At 64.9% G+C, this 20,060-nt stretch carries 21 protein-coding genes; 12 read left to right on the top strand and 9 right to left on the bottom strand.

The window, feature by feature from the left end; all coding sequences use genetic code 11:
- Window positions 1-15 precede the first annotated feature (15 nt).
- The 3 genes from leuA (at window position 16) to ABRP34_RS03440 (ending at window position 3,435) form a co-directional block, all read left to right on the top strand.
- Complete coding sequence (gene leuA, locus ABRP34_RS03450) at window positions 16-1,755, top strand: 2-isopropylmalate synthase (protein WP_353712269.1); 1,740 nt, start codon at window positions 16-18, stop codon at window positions 1,753-1,755.
- Window positions 1,756-1,831: 76 nt separating this feature from the next.
- On the top strand, window positions 1,832-2,596 hold the full coding sequence (gene recO, locus ABRP34_RS03445) for a DNA repair protein RecO (protein WP_307103057.1): 765 nt from the start codon (window positions 1,832-1,834) through the stop codon (window positions 2,594-2,596).
- 2 nt (window positions 2,597-2,598) lie between these two features.
- Entirely contained in the window at window positions 2,599-3,435 is an 837-nt protein-coding gene (locus ABRP34_RS03440; protein WP_003800846.1) for an isoprenyl transferase, read from the top strand.
- Between the two features lie 53 nt (window positions 3,436-3,488).
- Here ABRP34_RS03440 and ABRP34_RS03435 read toward each other — a convergent pair whose 3' ends face one another.
- Window positions 3,489-4,460, bottom strand: a complete 972-nt coding sequence (locus ABRP34_RS03435) for an alpha/beta hydrolase (protein ID WP_353712268.1) — start codon at window positions 4,458-4,460, stop codon at window positions 3,489-3,491.
- Between the two features lie 89 nt (window positions 4,461-4,549).
- Here ABRP34_RS03435 and ABRP34_RS03430 point away from each other — a divergent pair, with 89 nt between their 5' ends.
- Complete coding sequence (locus ABRP34_RS03430) at window positions 4,550-5,626, top strand: quinone-dependent dihydroorotate dehydrogenase (protein WP_353712267.1); 1,077 nt, start codon at window positions 4,550-4,552, stop codon at window positions 5,624-5,626.
- Between the two features lie 144 nt (window positions 5,627-5,770).
- Here the strand turns inward: ABRP34_RS03430 and ABRP34_RS03425 are convergent, their stop codons facing one another.
- Window positions 5,771-6,361 carry a DUF3043 domain-containing protein gene (locus ABRP34_RS03425; RefSeq protein WP_353712266.1) on the bottom strand — a complete coding sequence of 197 codons (591 nt, stop codon included), beginning with the start codon at window positions 6,359-6,361 and terminating at the stop codon, window positions 5,771-5,773.
- A gap of 129 nt (window positions 6,362-6,490) precedes the next feature.
- Here ABRP34_RS03425 and ABRP34_RS03420 point away from each other — a divergent pair, with 129 nt between their 5' ends.
- The 5 genes from ABRP34_RS03420 to ABRP34_RS03400 all read left to right on the top strand — a co-directional run bounded on the left by ABRP34_RS03420 (window position 6,491) and on the right by ABRP34_RS03400 (window position 11,674).
- The gene (locus ABRP34_RS03420) at window positions 6,491-7,936 is read left to right on the top strand and encodes a dipeptidase (RefSeq protein ID WP_353712265.1); all 1,446 of its coding nucleotides are present in this window, start codon (window positions 6,491-6,493) and stop codon (window positions 7,934-7,936) included.
- Window positions 7,937-8,096: 160 nt separating this feature from the next.
- Window positions 8,097-8,486, top strand: a complete 390-nt coding sequence (locus tag ABRP34_RS03415; RefSeq protein WP_003800852.1) for an iron-sulfur cluster assembly accessory protein — start codon at window positions 8,097-8,099, stop codon at window positions 8,484-8,486.
- Between the two features lie 185 nt (window positions 8,487-8,671).
- On the top strand, window positions 8,672-9,544 hold the full coding sequence (gene coxB / locus ABRP34_RS03410) for a cytochrome c oxidase subunit II (RefSeq protein WP_353712264.1): 873 nt from the start codon (window positions 8,672-8,674) through the stop codon (window positions 9,542-9,544).
- Between the two features lie 10 nt (window positions 9,545-9,554).
- Window positions 9,555-11,276 (top strand): cytochrome c oxidase subunit I, encoded by a 1,722-nt coding sequence (ctaD, locus tag ABRP34_RS03405; RefSeq protein ID WP_003800856.1) that lies wholly within the window; start codon window positions 9,555-9,557, stop codon window positions 11,274-11,276.
- Window positions 11,273-11,674, top strand: coding sequence for a cytochrome c oxidase subunit 4 (locus ABRP34_RS03400; RefSeq protein ID WP_003800858.1), 402 nt, complete (start codon window positions 11,273-11,275; stop codon window positions 11,672-11,674). Before ctaD ends, ABRP34_RS03400 begins: the two co-directional genes overlap by 4 nt.
- Window positions 11,675-11,771: 97 nt before the next feature.
- Here ABRP34_RS03400 and ABRP34_RS03395 read toward each other — a convergent pair whose 3' ends face one another.
- Entirely contained in the window at window positions 11,772-12,065 is a 294-nt protein-coding gene (locus ABRP34_RS03395; protein ID WP_353712263.1) for an HPr family phosphocarrier protein, read from the bottom strand.
- A gap of 183 nt (window positions 12,066-12,248) precedes the next feature.
- Here ABRP34_RS03395 and ABRP34_RS03390 point away from each other — a divergent pair, with 183 nt between their 5' ends.
- A complete protein-coding gene (locus ABRP34_RS03390) occupies window positions 12,249-13,040 on the top strand; it encodes a GntR family transcriptional regulator (RefSeq protein WP_003800861.1) in 792 nt (263 codons plus the stop codon).
- A gap of 139 nt (window positions 13,041-13,179) precedes the next feature.
- Here ABRP34_RS03390 and ABRP34_RS03385 read toward each other — a convergent pair whose 3' ends face one another.
- From ABRP34_RS03385 to ABRP34_RS03370, 4 genes are all read right to left on the bottom strand, one after another.
- Complete coding sequence (locus ABRP34_RS03385; protein WP_003800863.1) at window positions 13,180-14,850, bottom strand: ubiquinol-cytochrome c reductase cytochrome b subunit; 1,671 nt, start codon at window positions 14,848-14,850, stop codon at window positions 13,180-13,182.
- Window positions 14,828-15,898, bottom strand: a complete 1,071-nt coding sequence (locus tag ABRP34_RS03380; RefSeq protein ID WP_353712262.1) for a Rieske 2Fe-2S domain-containing protein — start codon at window positions 15,896-15,898, stop codon at window positions 14,828-14,830. The genes ABRP34_RS03385 and ABRP34_RS03380 overlap by 23 nt, the downstream gene beginning before the upstream one ends.
- A 100-nt stretch (window positions 15,899-15,998) precedes the next feature.
- Window positions 15,999-16,787 (bottom strand): cytochrome c, encoded by a 789-nt coding sequence (locus ABRP34_RS03375; RefSeq protein WP_003800866.1) that lies wholly within the window; start codon window positions 16,785-16,787, stop codon window positions 15,999-16,001.
- Window positions 16,788-16,875: 88 nt separating this feature from the next.
- Entirely contained in the window at window positions 16,876-17,514 is a 639-nt protein-coding gene (locus ABRP34_RS03370) for a heme-copper oxidase subunit III (protein ID WP_217491537.1), read from the bottom strand.
- A 148-nt stretch (window positions 17,515-17,662) separates the two neighbouring features.
- Between ABRP34_RS03370 and trpD the strand changes: the two genes are divergently transcribed.
- Window positions 17,663-18,721 (top strand): anthranilate phosphoribosyltransferase, encoded by a 1,059-nt coding sequence (gene trpD / locus ABRP34_RS03365; protein ID WP_353712261.1) that lies wholly within the window; start codon window positions 17,663-17,665, stop codon window positions 18,719-18,721.
- A 92-nt stretch (window positions 18,722-18,813) separates the two neighbouring features.
- Here the strand turns inward: trpD and ABRP34_RS03360 are convergent, their stop codons facing one another.
- Window positions 18,814-19,095, bottom strand: a complete 282-nt coding sequence (locus ABRP34_RS03360; protein ID WP_003800871.1) for an Lrp/AsnC ligand binding domain-containing protein — start codon at window positions 19,093-19,095, stop codon at window positions 18,814-18,816.
- A 51-nt stretch (window positions 19,096-19,146) separates the two neighbouring features.
- Complete coding sequence (locus ABRP34_RS03355; protein WP_353712260.1) at window positions 19,147-19,557, bottom strand: DUF3054 domain-containing protein; 411 nt, start codon at window positions 19,555-19,557, stop codon at window positions 19,147-19,149.
- Window positions 19,558-19,655: 98 nt separating this feature from the next.
- Here ABRP34_RS03355 and ABRP34_RS03350 point away from each other — a divergent pair, with 98 nt between their 5' ends.
- Complete coding sequence (locus tag ABRP34_RS03350; RefSeq protein WP_353712259.1) at window positions 19,656-20,039, top strand: methylmalonyl-CoA epimerase; 384 nt, start codon at window positions 19,656-19,658, stop codon at window positions 20,037-20,039.
- Window positions 20,040-20,060: the final 21 nt, after the last annotated feature.

The following is a 20,060-nucleotide window of genomic DNA, read 5'->3' as shown; positions in this document are numbered from 1 at the left end:
GAAAAGGCCAGATTAATGCGAAACGCACAGAAGCCCTCGGGAATGCCGATCCACCGCTACATCCCCTTCCAGGACCAGATCAAGGTCGATCTGCCGGACCGCACCTGGCCGGACAAGATCATCACCACCGCCCCGCGCTGGTGCGCCGTGGACCTGCGGGACGGCAACCAGGCCCTGATCGACCCCATGAGCCCGGCGCGCAAGATGAAGATGTTCGACCTGCTGGTCCGGATGGGCTACAAGGAAATCGAAGTCGGCTTCCCCTCCGCATCCCAGACTGACTTCGACTTCGTCCGGCAGCTGATTGAGGGCAACCACATCCCGGATGACGTCACCATCCAGGTGCTGACCCAGGCCCGCGAACATCTCATCGAGCGGACCTACGAGTCCCTGGTGGGTGCCAAGCAGGCCATCGTGCACCTGTACAACTCCACATCTGTCCTGCAGCGCCGCGTCGTGTTCAACCAGGACGAGGACGGCATCCTGGACATCGCGCTCCAGGGCGCCCGCCTGTGCAAGAAGTACGAAGAAACGCTGGCCGATACCCACATCACCTACGAGTACTCGCCCGAGTCCTTCACCGGCACCGAACTGGAGTACGCGGTCCGCGTCTGCAACGCCGTCGCCGACGTTTTCGAGGCATCCGCCGACCGCCAGGTGATCATCAACCTGCCCGCCACCGTCGAAATGGCCACCCCCAACGTCTACGCGGACTCCATCGAGTGGATGAGCCGCCACCTGCACCCCCGTGAAGGCATCATTCTCTCCCTGCACCCGCACAACGACCGCGGCACCGGCGTGGCCGCGGCCGAGCTGGGCTACCAGGCCGGCGCCGACCGCATCGAGGGCTGCCTGTTCGGCAACGGTGAGCGCACCGGCAACGTGGACCTGGTGACCCTCGGCCTGAACATGTTCGTGCAGGGCATCGACCCGATGATCGACTTCTCCGACATCGACGACGTCCGGCGCACCGTGGAGTACTGCAACCAGCTGCCCGTCGCAGAGCGGGCACCATACGGCGGCGACCTCGTCTTCACCGCGTTCTCCGGGTCCCACCAGGACGCCATCAAGAAGGGCCTCGAGGCCCTGGAAAAGGACGCGGCAGCCGCGGGCAAGGACGTCAGCGACTTCACCTGGCAGGTTCCCTACCTGCCGGTGGATCCGAAGGACCTCGGCCGCAGCTACGAGGCCGTGATCCGCGTCAACTCCCAGTCCGGCAAGGGCGGCGTGGCCTACCTGCTGAAGAACGAGCACAGCCTGGACCTGCCCCGGCGGGCACAGATCGAATTCTCCGGCGTCATCCAGCGGCAAACCGACACCGTGGGCGGCGAGGTCAGCGGCGCCCAGCTGTGGCAGCTGTTCCAGGACGAGTACCTGCCCTCCGCCAAGACGGAAAGCCAGTGGGGCCGCTACTCGCTCGGCTCGGTGAAAACCGAAACCGACGAGGACGGGTCCATGACCCTGCATGCCTCGCTGGGCGTGGACGGCACCCACGTCAGCCGCACCGGCACCGGAAACGGACCCATCGCCGCGCTGCTGGACATCCTCGGCCAGGACGGCGTGGACGTGCGGGTGCTGGACTACAGCGAGCACGCCCTGTCCGAAGGCGGCAGCGCCCTCGCCGCGGCCTACGTCGAATGCGCCGTGGGAGAACGCGTCCTGTGGGGCGTCGGCATCGATTCAAACACCAGCACCTCGGCGCTGAAGGCAGTCATCTCCGCCGTGAACCGGGCCATCCGGGACGCCCAGGCCTGAGCTTCCTGACTGCTGCGCCGCCGGTCCACACCGGCGGCGCAGCTGTTTCGGCGGCTGAGCTGTTTTCACGGAGTCAATGGGAAGATTAAGCGTGGTCCAATCATTTGCAGCGCGCAGCTACCGCGACGACGCCGTGGTGTTGCGCACCCACAAGCTGGGCGAGGCGGACCGCATCATCACCCTCCTGACCAAGCACCACGGCCAGGTCAGGGCGGTGGCCAAAGGGGTCCGGCGGACCACCAGCCGCTTCGGCGCCCGCCTGGAGCCCTTCATGGTGGCAGACCTGCAGCTCGTGTCCGGCAAGACCCTCGACATCGTGACGCAGGCCGTCGCGAAGGGGGCGTACGGGGGCAACATCGCCGCCGACTACGGGCGGTATACGGTGGCCGCGGCCATGACCGAAACCGCCGAAAAGCTGACCGACGTCGACGGCGAAGCCGGAACCGCGCAGTACAACCTGCTGGTCGGTGCCTTGGCCTCGCTGAGCCGCGGGGACCACGCACCGGAGCTGATCCTGGATTCCTACCTGCTGCGGGCCCTTTCCACCGGCGGCTGGGCGCCGAGCTTCACGGACTGCGCGCGCTGCGGCGCGCCCGGACCACACACCGCTTTCTCCGCCCCGCTGGGCGGCATGGTCTGCGGCGACTGCCGCCCGCCGGGTTCACCGGCACCGGCGCCGGAGACCGTCTCCCTGCTGGGTGCGCTGCTCACCGGGGACTGGCCGACGGCGGATGCCTCCCTTCCGCTGAACCGCCGGGAATCCGCGGGTCTGGTGGCAAGCTATCTGCAGTGGCACCTGGAGCGTGTCCTGAAATCCCTCAAACATGTGGAGCGTACCTAACAGTGTCCTTGGGAAAGAAGACCAGTCCAGCCCGGCGGCGCACCGCTCCGGTGGTGGCCCCGTACCCGCACCACTCAGGCGCAGTTCCGCCGTCGATTCCGGCCGAGTTCGTGCCCCGGCACGTGGCCATTGTGATGGACGGCAACGGCAGGTGGGCCAACCAGCGCGGCCTGCCGCGGATCGAAGGCCACAAGGCAGGGGAGCCCGCCCTGCTCGACGTCGTGGCCGGCGCCATCGAACTCGGCATTGAATACGTCAGCGTGTACGCATTCTCCACGGAGAACTGGCGCCGCTCTCCCGAGGAGGTCCGCTTCCTGATGGGGTTCAACAAGGAGGTGCTGCGCAGGCAGCGCAACCAGCTCGATGAATGGGGCGTCCGGATCCGCTGGTCCGGCCGGCGTCCCCGGCTCTGGGGTTCCGTGATCCGCGAACTCGAGGAGGCGGAGGCGTACACCGCCGGTAACAGCACCTGCACGCTGACCATGTGCGTGAACTACGGCGGTCGGGCGGAAATAGCGGACGCTGTGTCCGCCATCGCCCGGGATGTAGCCGACGGCAGGCTCAAACCCGGGGCCATCACCGAGAAGACGATCCAAAAGTACCTCGACGAGCCGGACCTACCCGACGTCGACCTCTTCCTCCGCAGTTCCGGCGAACAGCGCCTGTCCAACTTCATGCTGTGGCAGTCGGCGTACGCGGAGTTCGTCTTCCTGGACACCCTGTGGCCCGACGTCGACCGCCGGACGCTCTGGGATGCGGTGGAGATCTATGCGCAACGGGACCGCCGGTACGGCGGGGCGGTGGACGCCGCCCAGGCCCTTGAGAACCAGGCCCTTTAAAGCCGGACCCCTTAAAACCAGGCCCTCCAGGTTCCGGATACCCTGCAGCCGGTTTAGGCGGCGTAACCCCTGACCCATCTGGCCAGCCGCCCGTAGGCGTCGGCCCGCACGTCGGCGCGGGAAAGGAAAACATCGTGGAGTGCGCCGTCGATGCGCTCCACGGTGACGGTCCTGCCCAGCGACATGGCACGGGCGGCGATGGTGTTGACGTCCAGAACAGCGTCCGTCCGGCGCATTTCCTCGTTCCAGACCATCCCGTTCTCGCTCGCCGCCGACAGCAGGACCAGGATGGGCACCGCGATGCCGAGTCCGCGGGCCACCTTGGCCTGCCCGGCGAGGATGGCACTGAGCCAGGCGGCGCGTACCGGAAAGGCCAGCGGCGGCCGGTAGGCATCGTCCAGGGCCCACTCGCCTTCGGCGGAACTGCTGATGCTCCGCCAGTAGAAACCGCGCTCCGGCAGCCTGAGCACCGCCTCGGGCCGCAGGCGGGCGATCGGCTCCACCATGGTCCAGGCCGCGCGCCTGACCAGTGCACTGCCATGCATTTCGAGCCACGGACTGTTCAGGACCAGCTGGGAAACCGCACCCGGATTGCGGCTGGCCCACAGGGCTGCCACCAGGCCGCCAGTGGAATGCCCCATGAGCGCGAGCTGCACGGGACCCGGCCCGCCGGACTCGGCGATCATGCCCACCGCGGTGCTGATCTCGGCGTCGTAGTTTCCCAGATCCGCGACGTAGCCGCCGGGCGTGCCCGGCTGCAGGCTGCGGCCGTGGTTGTGCATGTCCATGGCAAAGAACTCGAAGCCCTGCCCTGCCCAGAACCGCGCCAGCTCAACGTTGAAGAAGTAGTCGCTCCAGCCATGCAGGAACAGCACCGCCCGGCGCGGCCCGGCAGGACGGACCGCGGAGGTAACCGTGGGAGTGAAGCGGACCAGCGTCGCCTTCCGGCGGACGCCGTCTTCTCCCGCGGCTTCGAAGGCGCGGGACTCGAAGCCCGGCCCCAGGATGTCGCTCTGCCACTCCATGTCAACAGCGTAGGCTTTCCGGTCCCGGCCCGGGTGTTGTTGTGTCAGCCCGGTTTGGTCTGTACCGCCGAAGACGGAAAACTAGAGGCATGCGCGTATACCCCACATTTTTCAGGCTGGCCTTTTCATGGATGGACGCCGAACGCGCCCACAAGATCGGTTTCAAAGGGATCCGGCTCGTCCATTCTGTGGGAGCGGGCCGGCTGCTGGAGCGGTTTACGGCACCGCCGGCGTCCCTGCAGACGACCGCGCTCGGCCTGACCTTCCCGTCACCGTTCGGGCTGGCCGCCGGCTTCGACAAGGAGGGCCACGGGATCGAGGCCCTTACGGCGCTTGGATTCGGTCACGTTGAGGTGGGCACCATCACCGGCCAGGCCCAGCCCGGCAACGAAAAGCCCCGGCTGTTCCGGCTGATCGAGGACCGCGCCGTCATCAACCGGATGGGATTCAACAACGACGGCGCCTCTGCCGTGGCTCCGCGGCTGAAGGCCGCCCGGGCAGCGCTGCAGCGGCGCCATGCCAAGGTGCGTCCCGTGATCGGCGTCAACATCGGCAAAACCAAAGTCGTGGAACTCGAGGATGCGGTGGAGGACTACCTCATCAGCGCGCGCGGCCTCGCCCCGGCAGCGGACTACCTTGTGGTGAACGTCAGCTCGCCGAACACGCCCGGGCTCCGGCTCCTGCAGAACGTGGAGACGCTCCGGCCACTGCTGAAGGCAGTGGGGGAGGAAGCCGACAAGTCCGCCGGCAGGCATGTCCCGCTGCTGGTCAAGATCGCCCCTGACCTCACCGACGAGGACATCGATGACGTCGCCCGGCTGGCCATGGACCTGGGCCTGGACGGCATCATTGCCACGAACACCACGATCAGCCGCGACGGGCTGGATTCTGCAACGGAAAAAGTGGAGGCCTGCGGGGCCGGCGGCCTGTCGGGTGCCCCGCTGAAGAACCGTTCGCTGGAGGTACTGCGCCGGCTGAAATCGGTCACGCAGGACCGGCTGACGCTGATTTCCGTGGGCGGCGTGGAGACTGGGCAAGATGTGCAGGACCGGCTCGACGCCGGTGCCACCCTGGTGCAGGGCTACACCGCCTTCCTGTACGAGGGACCGTTCTGGGCCGCCCGGATCAACAAGGAACTGGCCAGGAACCGCCGGAAAACCCGCTAGCCGCCGCAAGGCCCGTTGAACGCGGTTCGCGCGTTAGAACAAGGCGCCTTAAACACAGCAGCCCGGCGGTTTCACCGCCGGGCTGCTGTGTTTAAGGTCCGGGACCGACTCCTGGCGGGCAGGGCCCCGCAGGAGGACGAGGAATCAGGACGGGTACTGCCCGCGGCGGACCAGGGGCTTGGGCAGGCGAAGCTTGCGGAACTGCAGGGAACGCATGGAGCCGTACCAGACGGTGCCGCGCTCCACCTCCCCGAACTTTTCGGCGAGGCGCTTCCGGAGCTTTCGGGAGAGGATAAACACGTCCACGAAAACAGCCAGGAACATCACCCAGAAGCCGCCCAGCACGTAAATCATCATGCTGCTGTCGGACGGCACGACGAGGGAGATGATGACGAACACCAGGGCGCCGAACATCAGGTACTCGCCCAGGCTGAAGCGGGCGTCCACGTAATCACGGGCAAACCGCTTCTGCGGGCCCTTGTCGCGGATCGGCAGGAACCGTTCGTCGCCGGTATCCAGTGCCTGGCGCATCTTCAGGCGCTGCTCCTGGGCGGCGGCACGCTCCGCTTCCTTGGAGGCCTTGCGGTCCTCCGGCACGAGGGGGCGCTTGCGGGCCGCTTCCTGTGCTTTGCGCTTGGGCGTGGGTGCGCCTTTGCCTGCTATTGCGGCTGCCTCGGCAGCCTGCTGGTCAACTACATCCTGCGCCGCTGGCGCTTCCTTTTTACGTCCGAACACCACACAAGAATACCTTGGTGCGCTGTGTCCCCGGTCATGCCCGGCTGCCCGTGGAACGCCAAGCCGGGGCAACCGGTGGCCGCCGACGGCGGTGTTTGTTGTGGCGTGTGACACAGGTAGTGTTTGGCCATGACTACATTCCCTGCGGAGACCCCGCAACAGTACGGCGAGTCCGTGGCCGGCGTTGACACCGACGCCCTGCGGGCCGCCGTTGATGCGGCCTTCGACACCACAGTTGCGCAGCTGAAGGACCTGGTGGCCATACCCGGCATCGCCTGGCCCAGCTTTGACCCTGCCCCGCTGGACGCCAGCGCCGAGGCCGTCGCCACCCTGGTGCACGCGGCGGGCATCGGGGACGTCCGGATCCTGCGGTGCGATAAGCAGGACGGTACCCCCGGCGGGCCCGCCGTCGTGGCCCGCCGCGAGGCCGCGCCCGGCAAGCCGACCATTCTTCTCTACGCCCACCACGACGTCCAGCCGCCCGGTGATCCGGCATTGTGGGAGTCCGAGCCGTTTACCGCCGTCGAACGCAACGGGCGCCTCTACGGGCGCGGCGCGGCCGACGACAAGGCCGGGATCATGGCCCACGTCGCCGCCTACGGCGCCGTCACGCGGGTGCTCGGTGACGAATTCGGGCTGGGCGTAACCCTGTTCTTCGAAGGGGAGGAGGAGGCCGGTTCGCCGACCTTCAGGACGTTCCTCGAAACCCACCGCGAACTGCTCCGTGCCGACGTCATCGTGGTGGCCGATTCCAGCAACTGGAAGGTGGGCGTGCCGGCGCTGACCACCAGCCTGCGGGGGCTGGTGGACGGAACCATCGAGGTGCAGGTCCTCGACCACGCCGTGCATTCGGGAATGTTCGGCGGGCCGGTGCTCGATGCGCCTACCCTGCTCTCGCGCCTGATCGCCACACTGCACGATGACGATGGCAGCGTGGCCATTGCGGGACTGGTGAGCAGGGACGAAACTGCGGTGGACCTTACTGAGGAGGAGTACCGGGCGGATTCGTCAGTGCTCGACGGCGTGAAGCTGGCAGGTACGGGGACGATCGCCTCGCGGCTGTGGACCAAGCCGGCCCTGTCGATCATCGGCTTCGATGCGCCGGCCGTCAGCGTCGCCTCCAACACTCTGCTGCCCTGCGCCCGGGCCAAGTTCAGCCTGCGGCTGGCCCCCGGGCAGGACCCGGCGGAGGCGATGGAAGCGGTGCGCCGGCACGTTGAAACCCACGCACCGTTCGGCGCCAAGGTGACCTTCACGCCGGGGGAGAGCGGCAACGCCTTCCAGACGGACACAGGGTCGGCAGCTGCCGGGATCGCCTTGTGGGCGCTCGGCGAGGCCTGGGGCGTTCCGGCCGTGGAAATGGGGATTGGCGGGTCGATTCCGTTCATCAGCGACCTGACCGAGCTGTACCCCGAGGTCCAGATCCTGGTGACGGGCGTGGAAGACCCCGATTCGCGCGCCCACTCCGCCAACGAGTCCCTGCACCTGGGGGACTTCCGCAACGCGGTGCTGGCCGAGGCGCTGCTCCTGGCGCGGCTGAATTCAGACGGGCTTCACTGGCAGGCCGCGGACTAGCAGGCCGCGGAGGGAACAACGAAGGGCCTGGGAGGGTTACGCCTGAAGTTAGAGCTCCGCGCCGGATCGACGTAGCATGTAGCTATAGCCCGTACTGTTTCCGTAGGGGCAGGCGCCGTGCAAGCGGGGCAGCCACAACCGTCGTTAGTAAGGTAGGCCAATGAGCACTACGACCAATGAAAACAGCACCGAACCCACCGGCACAGCCAGTGAGGAACTGGCGAGCCACGAGGTTCAGCTGACGGACGTTGCAGCAGGCAAGGTCCGCAGCCTCCTGGAGCAGGAAGGCCGCACCGATCTTCGCCTCCGCGTAGCCGTGCAGCCCGGCGGCTGCTCCGGCCTCATTTACCAGCTGTACTTCGACGAGCGCCTCCTTGAAGGTGACGCGGTACGCGACTTCGACGGTGTCGAGGTCGTCGTCGACAAGATGAGCGTGCCGTACCTCAGCGGTGCCAGCATCGACTTTGAAGACACCATCTCCAAGCAGGGCTTCACCATTGACAACCCGAATGCGGGTGGCTCATGCGCCTGCGGTGATTCGTTCCACTAAAGGGTAAGTAAGCCCTTCCTGAACCTCTTGGCGGCGCCGGTGAAAACCGGCGCCGCCACACGGTGGGGACATGTGGGCGAAAACCTGCGGGGAGCGGTAAGCTCTACACCGAGTAGTAAAACTTTTAGTGTGCCCGGGAAGCTTTTTGCCGCCCTGGCAACAGCAACAAGTAGGAAGGGCCGTCTGTGAGTTCGCAGAACCGAACCGGCAGCCGACGCAAAACGATCACTACGATCACTGGCTTGGCAACTGCCGGCGCGTTGGTTTTGACTGGATGTTCGCCAGAGGTAGAGAAGGGGTGGCTGCCCACCGAGCGTGGCACCACCAATCACACTGACCGCATCATGGACCTCTGGGTCAACTCATGGATTGCCGCCCTCGTGGTGGGCATCATCACTTGGGGCCTGATCGTCTGGTGCCTCGTTGCCTACCGCCGCCGCAAGGGCACCGTGGGCTTCCCGCGGCAGACCAGCTTCAACCTGCCCCTTGAGGTCTTCTACCTGACGATCCCTCTCTTCATGGTCCTGGTGTTCTTCTACTTCACCGACCGTGACCAGCAGGCGATCGATGACCGCTCGCAGCCGGCCGACGTCGTTGTGGACGTCCGCGGCAAGCAGTGGGCATGGGACTTCAACTACAAAAAGGGCGACGTCGTCACCGAGGACGTCTATGAAGCCGGCGTCCAGGCGCACCTGACCGGTGAGGAAGTGGACAAGGAGAAGCTCCCCACTCTCTACCTGCCGGTCAACAAGTCCGTTGACCTGGAACTGAACTCGCGCGACGTCATCCACTCGTTCTGGGTTCCTGCATTCCTGCAGAAGAGGGACATGATCCCGGGCAAGACCAACTACATCCGGTTCACCCCCACCAAAGAGGGCACCTACGACGGCAAATGCGCCGAGCTCTGCGGTGAGTACCACTCCGAAATGCTGTTCCGCGTCAAGGTGGTTTCCGAGTCTGAATTCCAGGCTCACATGAACCAGCTTCGCCAGGACGGCCACACGGGCCTGCTCGGCGATGAGTATGACCGCAACCCGAACCTGAACGTTACGAAGTAAGGGAAGCGAAGTGGCTACTTACACCCAGACCCCCGGGATCCTCGAGGCTCCCGTAGTACCCAAATCCAAGGGGCGCATCGTCGTCAACTGGATCACGTCCACGGACCACAAGACCATCGGGTACATGTACCTGATCGCGTCCTTCGTGTTCTTCTGCTTCGGCGGCGTGATGGCCCTGCTCATCCGCGCCGAGCTCTTCGAACCGGGTATGCAGATCCTGCAGACCAAGGAGCAGTACAACCAGCTGTTCACCATGCACGGCACGGTCATGCTGCTCATGTTCGCCACCCCGCTTTTCGCCGGGTTTGCGAACGTGATCATGCCGCTGCAGATCGGTGCACCGGACGTTGCGTTCCCGCGTCTGAACGCGCTGGCCTTCTGGTTCTTCCTATTCGGCTCCACCATCGCCGTTTCCGGCTTCATCACCCCACAGGGTGCTGCATCCTTCGGCTGGTTCGCCTACGCGCCGCTTTCCAACACCACCTTCAGCCCCGGCGTCGGCGGTGACCTGTGGGTCTTCGGCCTGGCACTGTCCGGCTTCGGCACCATCCTGGGCGCGGTCAACTTCATCACCACGATCATCTGCATGCGTGCCCCCGGCATGACCATGTGGCGCATGCCGATCTTCACCTGGAACACCCTGGTCACGGCCATCCTGGTCCTGATGGCGTTCCCCCCGCTGGCCGCAGCCCTGTTCGCCCTCGGTGCGGACCGCCGCTTCGGCGCCCACATCTTCGACCCGGAGAACGGCGGCGCCGTCCTGTGGCAGCACCTGTTCTGGTTCTTCGGCCACCCCGAGGTGTACATCATCGCGCTGCCGTTCTTCGGCATTGTGTCCGAGATCTTCCCGGTCTTCAGCCGCAAGCCGATCTTCGGCTACAAGGGCCTGGTCTACGCGACCATCGCGATTGCAGCCCTGTCCGTGACCGTGTGGGCGCACCACATGTACGTCACCGGTTCCGTGCTGCTGCCGTTCTTCTCCTTCATGACCATGCTCATCGCGGTTCCCACCGGTGTGAAGTTCTTCAACTGGATCGGCACCATGTGGCGCGGCTCGCTGACGTTCGAAACCCCCATGCTGTGGAGCATCGGCTTCCTCATCACGTTCCTCTTCGGCGGCCTGACCGGCATCATCCTGGCCTCCCCGCCGCTGGACTTCCACGTCTCCGACTCCTACTTCGTGGTGGCCCACTTCCACTACGTGGTGTTCGGCACCGTGGTGTTCGCGATGTTCGCCGGCTTCTACTTCTGGTGGCCGAAGTGGACGGGCAAGATGCTGAACGAGCGCCTCGGCAAGATCCACTTCTGGCTCCTGTTCCTGGGCTTCCACGGCACGTTCCTGATCCAGCACTGGCTCGGCGTCGAGGGCATGCCCCGCCGCTACGCCGACTACCTGGTCGAGGACAACTTCACCTGGATGAACCAGTTCTCCACGATTGCCTCGTTCGTGCTGGGTGCCTCCCTGATCCCGTTCTTCTGGAACGTGTACATCACCGCACGCAGCGCCGAGAAGGTTCAGGTTGACGATCCCTGGGGCTTCGGTGCCTCGCTTGAGTGGGCCACGTCCTGCCCGCCGCCGCGGCACAACTTCACGTCCCTGCCGCGCATCCGCTCGGAGCGGCCGGCCCTGGACCTGCACCACCCTGAGCTCTCCCAGTCACACACCGTTGAGTCGCCGGCACCTGCAGCCAACGTGCTCGGCAACGCCGATCAGAAGGACACTGCGCAATGAGAATCGAGTCCTGGATTTTTGGAGCAGGAGTCTTCTTCTTCGTTCCGATTTCCATCATCTACGGCTTCCTCACTAACTGGTCTGAGTGGGTCGGCATCCTGGGCATCCTCCTGGTGGGTGGCCTCGCAGGCATGATCGGTGCCTACCTGGGCTTCACCGGCAAGCGGGTGGGCATGCGTCCCGAGGACCGGGCTGACGCAGAAATCCACGAAGGCGCCGGCGAGCAGGGCCACTTCAGCCCCTGGAGCTGGTGGCCTCTGGTCCTGGGCCTGTCCTGCGCCGCGGGATTCCTCGGCCTGGCCGTAGGGTTCTGGATCGTGTTCATCGCCGGCGGTATGGCCCTGGTGGCCCTCGTGGGCTGGGTCTACGAGTACAGCCGCGGAGACCACGCACACTAGCGGTTTCTGTTCCATAGAACGACGGCGGGCCCCACCTTTTGGTGGGGCCCGCCGTCGTTCTGCTTGCCTTCGAGTTCTGCTTGTCTTTAAACCGGCGCTAGCTGGCCTTCTGCGATGCCAACAGCTCCACGAGACCCGAGAGTGCCGCCTCGGCCTCACCGAGGCTCTTGCCCGCAGGCAGGGCCGATTCCTTGACTGCCAGCTCAACCTCGCAACCATAGTTGAAGTCAGCAGTCATGACCTCAAGCAGGGAGCGGGCATCCACGGCGTCAATGCCGTCCTTGCGGATGGTCACCGGTAACCCTGTATCCGTGACCGCGCGGACGAACACCGCTGCCGGCCTGGCGTGCAGGCCGATGGCCGCAGAAACGATTGCCTTACGAACGGGCAACTGGACTCCTTAGTCTTGGACGGGATGGCGCCTTGGGGGAAGCCGCCGTCGTCTTTCCATTTTGTTCGCCTTTAAGAATATCGGCCTGTGTGCCGCCAATCTGCCGGGGAACGGTCTGGTCTAGACCTGCGGACGCGTTGGCTTACCCTTGAACTGTGAGCATGCATTACAGGAGCGGCCGCCGTGGCGGCTAACGTGGCCGGCATTGCCGGTGAAATCGACAGAACCAGCGGGACGCCCATCTACGTCCAGCTCCGTGAGATCCTCAGGACCTACATTGCGACGTCCTGCCCGCCGGGCTCGGCGCTGCCGTCCGAACGGGACCTTGCTGAACGTTTCGGCCTGGCCCGGATGACCGTCCGGCAGGCCATCGACGCCCTGGTGGGCGAGGAAGTCATCGAACGGGTGGTCGGCCTGGGCACTTTCGTCCGGAAACCGAAGCTTGACCTTCAGGTCAAGCTGACCTCCTACAGCGAGGAGATGCAGCGCCGCGGCATGGTGCCCGCAGCGAAGGTGCTGAGCTTCGAACAGATCGCGGCCAGCGCCTTCCTGGCCCGCGAACTGCAGCTGGAGGAGGGAACACCCCTGGTGCGCTTCCGGCGCCTCCTGCTGGCCGATAATGAGCCAATGAGCGTGGACGAGAACTTCATCCCGGCCCACCGGGTGCCGGGACTGCTCGACGGCGAGCCGCCCACCTCGCTCTATAACGTCCTGAGCGAACAGTTCGGCCTCGTCATGGAATGGGGCGAGGACATGATCGAGGCCACGGCCGCGTCGCCTTCCACCGCCCGGCTGCTCAACGTTGAAATCGGCGCGCCGCTGCTGAAGATCCAGCGGCATGCGTTCGTCGCGCGGGCCATGGTGGACTACTCCGTCTCCTATTACCGTGCTGACCGGTACAAGCTCTGGGTGCCGCTGCAGCGGCCCGGAGTCCGGCCGACGCGCAACTACGCATCGGGATACCGGCAGCAGTAGCCTGGCCGGCTGCCGCCTGCCTCATGAGTTCTATACAGGGATGCAGAGAAGGCCCGGTCCTGGTGGACCGGGCCTTCTCTGTTGCTTCGTGGGTGAAGCGTTGATGCCTGGTGGCCGAGCTTTCTAATGGCCTGGCCTTCTAGTGGCTGAGGGTCTTCTGTCCCTCGCCGGCTTCAACGGCCTCGTGGTGGCCGTGGCTGGCTTCCAGTTCGGCGGGCGTAGCCGGAGCAACGCGGTCCTCGAAGAACCAGCGGGACAGCTTGGCGCGGCGGTTTTCCTTGCGGGTCACCACACCGTGCTCGTTCGGCTCGGCCGGAAGCGGTGCGGGCGACTCGAAGCCGACCAGCTTGTAGCGCTTGTACTCGTCCAGCGGAGCGTGCACCTCAATGAACTCACCGTGCGGGAGGCGGACGATACGCCCGGTCTCACGGCCGTGGAGGGCGATTTCGCGGTCCTTGCGCTGCAGCGCCAGGGCCACGCGCTTGGTGACCACGAACGCGATGACCGGCCCGATGAAGAACAGTGCGCGCAGCCAGTAGGTGACGTCGTTCAGTGCCACGTGGAAGTGCGTTGCAATGAGGTCGGAGCTGGCGGCTGCCCACATGACGCAGTAGAACGTGAAGCCGGCCATGCCGATCGCCGTACGCGTGGGAGCGTTGCGGGGACGGTCCAGGACGTGGTGCTCGCGGTTGTCCTTGGTGATCCAGCGTTCGATCCACGGGTACATGAACAGCACGGTGAACACGAGGCCTGCCGGAACGAGTGCCGGAAGCAGGACGTTCAGCGTCAGGACGTGGCCAAAGATGATGTATTCGAAGTGGAAGTCGCCGATCACACCGGGCATGAGGCGCAGTGCGCCGTCGACCCAGCCGATGTACCAGTCAGGCTGGGTGCCTGCGGACACGGGGGAGGGGTCGTACGGGCCGTAGTTCCAGATCGGGTTGATGGTGAAGAACGCAGCCATGAGCGCGATGACACCGAACACGATGAAGAAGAAGCCACCGGCCTTCGCAGCGTAGACCGGACCAAGCGGGTAGCCAACGACGTTGCGGTCGTTGCGGCCCGGGCCGGGGTACTGCGTGTGCTTGTGGACAACAACCATGAAGAGGTGCACAACGATCATGAGCAGGATCAGGGCCGGCACGAGCAGGATGTGCAGCGTGTACAGGCGGCTGATAATGACCGTGCCGGGGAATTCGCCACCGAACAGGAAGAACGAGATGTAGGTGCCGATCACGGGGATCGACTTGATCACGCCGTCGATGATGCGCAGGCCGTTACCGGACAGCAGGTCATCGGGGAGGGAGTAACCGGTGAAACCGGCAGCCATGGCCAGGATCAGCAGGACACCGCCCACCACCCAGTTCATCTCACGGGGCTTGCGGAACGCGCCGGTGAAGAACACGCGGAGCATGTGCACTGCGACCGAGGCAACGAACAGCAGCGCTGCCCAGTGGTGGACCTGGCGCATGAACAGGCCGCCGCGGACGTCGAACGAGATGTCCAGCGAAGAGCTGTAGGCCACGGACATTTCGACGTTCTTCAGCGGCGTGTACGAGCCGGCGTAGTGCGTCTCCGCCATGGACGGATCGAAGAAGAACGTCAGGAACGTGCCGGACATGAGCAGGATGACGAAGGAGTACAGCGCCACCTCGCCAAACATGAAGGACCAGTGGTCCGGGAATACCTTGCGGCCGAATTCGCGGAGGATACCCGACCCGCCGACGCGCTCGTCGACGAAGTCAGTAAAGCGTCCGACTTTGGTGTTGGCTACGTAGGCGGGGGCTTCAGCTGTTGATGCTGCGCTCATGCTCATCACGCTCCCAGTAACTTGGTCCTACAGGTTCTTTGAAGTCGCTGGTGGCGACCAGGTAGCCCTCATCGTCAACTGCGATGGGCAGCTGGGGGAGCGGGCGGCTGGCCGGGCCAAAGATAACCTTGCATTCCTGGGTCAGGTCGAAGGTTGACTGGTGGCACGGGCACAGCAGGTGGTGCGTCTGCTGCTCGTAAAGGGCAACAGGGCAACCGACGTGGGTGCAGATCTTGGAGTAGGCAACGATGCCGTTGTAGCCCCAGTTTTCGCGTCCCGCGGAGGGGTTCAGCGAAGCCGGGTCGAGGCGCATCAGGAGAACGACGGCCTTGGCCTTTTCGTTCAGCTTGCCTTCGTGGAGTTCGTTGAGGCCTTCCGGAATCACGTGGAAGGCCGAACCGATGGTCACGTCCGAGGCCTTGATGGGGGTGCCATCGGGGTCGCGGGTGAGGCGCTTGAGCTTGCCGTCCTGCGGGGCCCACATAGTGTGAGCCAGCTTGTCGTCCGGGCGCGGTCCGAGGTCACCGAAGATGGCGATGGCCGGCAGGGGTGCCAGTGCCACGGCGCCAAGCAGGGTGTTCCGGATGAGGGGACGGCGCTTGATGCCCGTTTCCTCCACGATGTCGTCAACGATGCGGACCGCAGCCTGGCGGTCGTCCTCAGTGCGGATCGCGTGGCGTTCCTCGGAGACTTCGTGGTCCGGCATCAGGGCCTTGGCCCAGTGCACGATACCGGTGCCGATGCCAAGCATGGCGAACGCCGTGCCAATGCCGAGCAGCGCATTCTGCAGCCGGATGGTGGCAATGCTGGAGTCATCTCCCAGGTCGATGGCGAAGTACGCCACCAGGAAGATCACGGTGCCAATGACTGAGGTTGCGAACAGAACAGCAACCTGCCGTTCTGCCCGCTTGGCGGCTTTCGGGTCCGTGTCAGCCAGGCGCAAGCGGTGCGGGGGAATTCCAGGATCCTGGAATTTCTCCTCCTCATGCTGACCAGCCGTAGCTACGGTGCCCGAGTGGTTCGGACTGCCGTCACTATGGTTGCCCATGATTCGCCTCATCCTTCTCTCGTCTCGGCCTTTGCCGAGTTATGTTCAGTTCCAAACCTGCTGTGCAATCAGCAGGACGTTCTTGTTGTGCCTGGTGTGGCTAGGACGTGCGGGACGTCAGCCAGATGGTGAAGGCGATGATGACGCCCAAGCCGGCGATCCACACGAAGAGGCCCTCAGAAACAGGACCAAGTGCACCCAGGTCTGCGCCGCCCGGGGAACCGTTGGCTTCAATCTGCTTCAGGAAGGTGATGATGTCGCGCTTGCCTTCAGGGGAGATGTTCGAGTCGTTGAACACCGGCATGTTCTGCGGTCCGGTCGCCATGGCTTCGTAGATGTGCTTGCCCGTGACGTCGGCCAGGGCCGGGGCAAACTTACCGCGGGTGAGTGCGCCACCGGCTGCCGCAGCGTTGTGGCACATGGCGCAGTTCACGCGGAACAGCTCGCCACCTTCGGCGGCGTTGCCCTTCTCATCCAGGTATTCGTCGGCCGGGATGGCCGGACCTGCACCCAGCGAGGCTACGTAGGCAGCCAGCTGGTGGGTCTGGGTGTCGTTGAACTGGGCAGGCTTCTTGTAGGCCTGGGGGCCGTTCATCTGCATGGGCATGCGTCCGGTGCCGACCTGGAAGTCAACAGCGGCGGCGCCGACGCCAACCAGTGAGGGACCATCCTGCGTTCCGCTGGCACCCATGCCATGGCAGGTGGCGCAGTTGGCTTCGAAGAGCTTCTGGCCTTCCTGTGTATCGCTGGCGGTGAACTCTGCAGTGCTGGCTTTGGCCTCGTTGACGGTGGTGGCAACGGCGTACAGCCCACCAGTGAGGAGGAGGCCCATCAACAGCAGGGCTATTGCTGCCAGTGGGTGACGTCGCTTCTGCGAGAGTGCCTTCACGTGGTGGTTCCTTTATTCGATCGTGCGTCGGCTCCGTGAGCCGCTTCTTGAAATTCGTTCTCTTGGAGAAGAGGGAGAAAGCTCGGGACTACTTGAGGACGTAGATGACCAGGAAGAGGCCAATCCATACGACGTCCACGAAGTGCCAGTAGTAAGAGGTGACAATGGCCGAGGTCGCCTCGAAGTGACCGAACTTCTTGGCGGCGAAGGAGCGGCCCATGATCAGCAGGAACGCGACCAGGCCACCGATGACGTGCAGGCCGTGGAAGCCCGTGGTCATGTAGAAAGCGGAGCCGTAGGCGTTGGAGGAAAGCGACACGTGCTCGGAGACCAGCATGGCGTATTCCGTGGTCTGGCCGGCAACGAAGAATGCGCCCATGAGGAAGGTCAGGGTGAACCATTCGTTCATGCCCCAGCGGGTGAACTGGAGCGGCCCGCCGCTGCGTCGCGGCTGGAGCCTTTCGGCGGCGAATACGCCCATCTGGCAAGTGAAGGAACTTGCCACGAGGACGATCGTGTTAACAAGCGCAAAGGGGAAGTTGAGCTTGGCCGTCTCTTCCGCCCACATCTGGCCGGAAGTGGACCGGAGTGTGAAGTACATGGCGAAGAGACCGGCGAAGAACATCAACTCGCTGGAGAGCCAGACGACGGTCCCGACGGAGACCATGTTCGGTCGGTTCAGCGTGGGGTGCGCAGGGGTACTGGGGGCATGGGTCGCAGATGTCACATAGACATTATGTCTGTAAAACTTCGGCTTGCCCAACGCAAACCGCCTTTTGCGGAGACTTTTTCTACAAAGACGCGAAATCGCGCTGAAAAGTTCCCGGGGACGTTCATATTGGTCTTTGCGTCGGGCACCTCGATAGCATCAGGAGGTGACTTCACAGGTATCGGCACCGGCGGCAGGGAACACCTGGCCGCGCCTCATCTCGGCACTGTTGAACGGCGAACACCTGAGTGCGGACAGTACGTCATGGGCCATGGACACCATCATGTCGGGGGCGGCAACGCCCGTCCAGATTGCCGGTTTCCTCGTGGCGTTGCGGGCCAAGGGCGAGACCGTGGAGGAGATCGCCGGCCTCGTTGATGCCATGGTGTCCCATGCCAATCCGATCTCAATCTCCGGTGAAAAGCTGGATATCGTGGGCACCGGTGGTGACCAACTCAACACTGTGAACATCTCCACGATGGCGGCGCTGGTCTGCGCCGGAGCGGGCGCAAAGGTGGTAAAGCACGGCAACCGGGCGGCGTCGTCGTCGTCGGGATCGGCGGACGTCCTGGAAGCGCTGGGGGTGCGGCTCGACCTCCCCATCGCCGACGTTGCACGGAACGCCGAGGAAGCGGGCATCACGTTCTGCTTCGCCCAGGTCTTCCACCCGTCCTTCCGGCACACCGCGGTTCCCAGGCGTGAACTCGCGATCCCCACAGCCTTCAACTTTCTCGGCCCCCTCACCAACCCCGCCCGGGTGCAGGCCTCCGCAGTAGGTGTGGCGAACGCCCGCATGGCGCCGCTGGTGGCAGGCGTCCTGGCGCGCCGCGGCAGCCGCGGCCTGGTGTTCCGGGGAAGCGACGGCCTGGACGAACTGACCACCACCGGACCGTCAACCGTGTGGGAGATCCGCGGCGGTGAAGTGACCGAACAGACTTTTTCGCCCCAGGACCTGGGGATTCCGCAGGCAACAGTCGAGCAGCTGCGCGGCGGGGACGCCCAGGCGAATGCCGCCGTCGTCCGCAATGTCCTGGCCGGGGAAACAGGCCCGGTGAGGGACGCGGTCCTGCTGAACGCGGCGGCAGGCCTGGTGGCATACGACCTACAGGCCGACGGTCCGCTCACGGACCGCATGAAGCTTGCCCTGGACCGGGCCGCGGAATCCATTGGCTCAGGCGCAGCCGCGGCCGTCCTGGAGAAATGGGTCAGCCTCTCGCAGGCATAGGCACCGAACAAGCCCTAAGGCAGCCAACGACGGAGGGGCCAGGCACCTGCAGGTGCCTGGCCCCTCCGTCGTCAGACAGCGAATACGGGCTGTTATTCCTCGAAGCCCAGCGCGAAGGCGGCATCGAGGTCGTGCTGCGAGTAGGCGCGGAAGGCAATATGGGTGGTCGTGTGCACGACGGCGGGCACCTTGGACAGCTTGTCGGCGATGACGTCCGCGAGGTCTTCGTGCTGCGCCACGCGTGCCACGGCGATCAGGTCCCATTCCCCGGTCACGGAGTAGACCTCGCTGATGCCCTCAATGGCGGATATTTCCTCGGCCGTTTCGGGGATGCGCGAGGCGTCTGTCTTGATCAGGACGAATGCGGTGATCACTGTGAACCCTTCCGGATCTGTTGAGCTGTGCTGCCAGCCTAATACATGGAGTCAGGCGCGGCGGCGTCCGCGCAGGCGGAGGACTATGGCCACAATGAGGCGGTAGCCAAGGAGGAATACCGCCAGGCTCAGCAGGGCCACGATCACAAACGGCAGCACCACGGTTTGTCCCGTGAGCGCGCGCAGCACCATTCCGATGGCCACGCTGCCGAGCCAGACAGCAACGCCGGCCGGCCACAGCGCCAGGGGCCGCCTCCAGATCCGCAGCAGCAGCCAGGCGACGGCCGCGCCGGCCAGGAATGGCCAGGCCGTGGCCAGGATTCCTGTCACTGACTCACCCCGCGCATGGGCATCGCGGCCGATGGCGGCGAAGGTCAGGATGAGGACGAAATCGGCCGCAGCTGCGGCGGCCGTCAGGGCCGGAACCGCCCGTGTTCCGGAACGGTCTGTCGTGAAAGGCATGATTCCGAGCCTATCCGTTTTCTGCAGGTCTTGCCCCGACTGGAATATGCCGTGACGATGTCAGGCAGAACGAATGTGCACGGACGGAAGGAGTCCTGGTGAAGCTCGTCCAGATTGCCCAGCATGCCGAAAACCTTGACCGGGCAGCGGAGTTCTACTCCGCCTTGCTGGGTTCCGCGCCGGCGGCGGTCTTCGAGCCGCCGGGACTGCTGTTCTTCGATCTCGACGGCGTCAGGCTGCTGCTGGAGCGGGGAGCGCCGTCGTCGGTGGTCTACATTGAGGTCCCGGACGTGCGGTCACGCGTGGCGGAACTGGAAGCCGCGGGAGTGGAAGTGGTCGGCGCGCCGCACGTGATTTTCCATCACGATGATGCGCGGCTCGGCCCGGCGGGGACAGATGAATGGATGGCGTTCATCAGGGACAGTGAAGGTAATACGGTCGGCCTGGTGAGCCACGAGGCCGACGGCGGTCCGCCCGCCTGAGCAGGCGCCGGCAAACCAGGC

This window comes from Arthrobacter sp. K5 (genome assembly GCF_040448525.1).
Classification (GTDB): domain Bacteria; phylum Actinomycetota; class Actinomycetes; order Actinomycetales; family Micrococcaceae; genus Arthrobacter; species Arthrobacter globiformis.
This window is presented reverse-complemented; position numbering and strand designations above follow the sequence as displayed.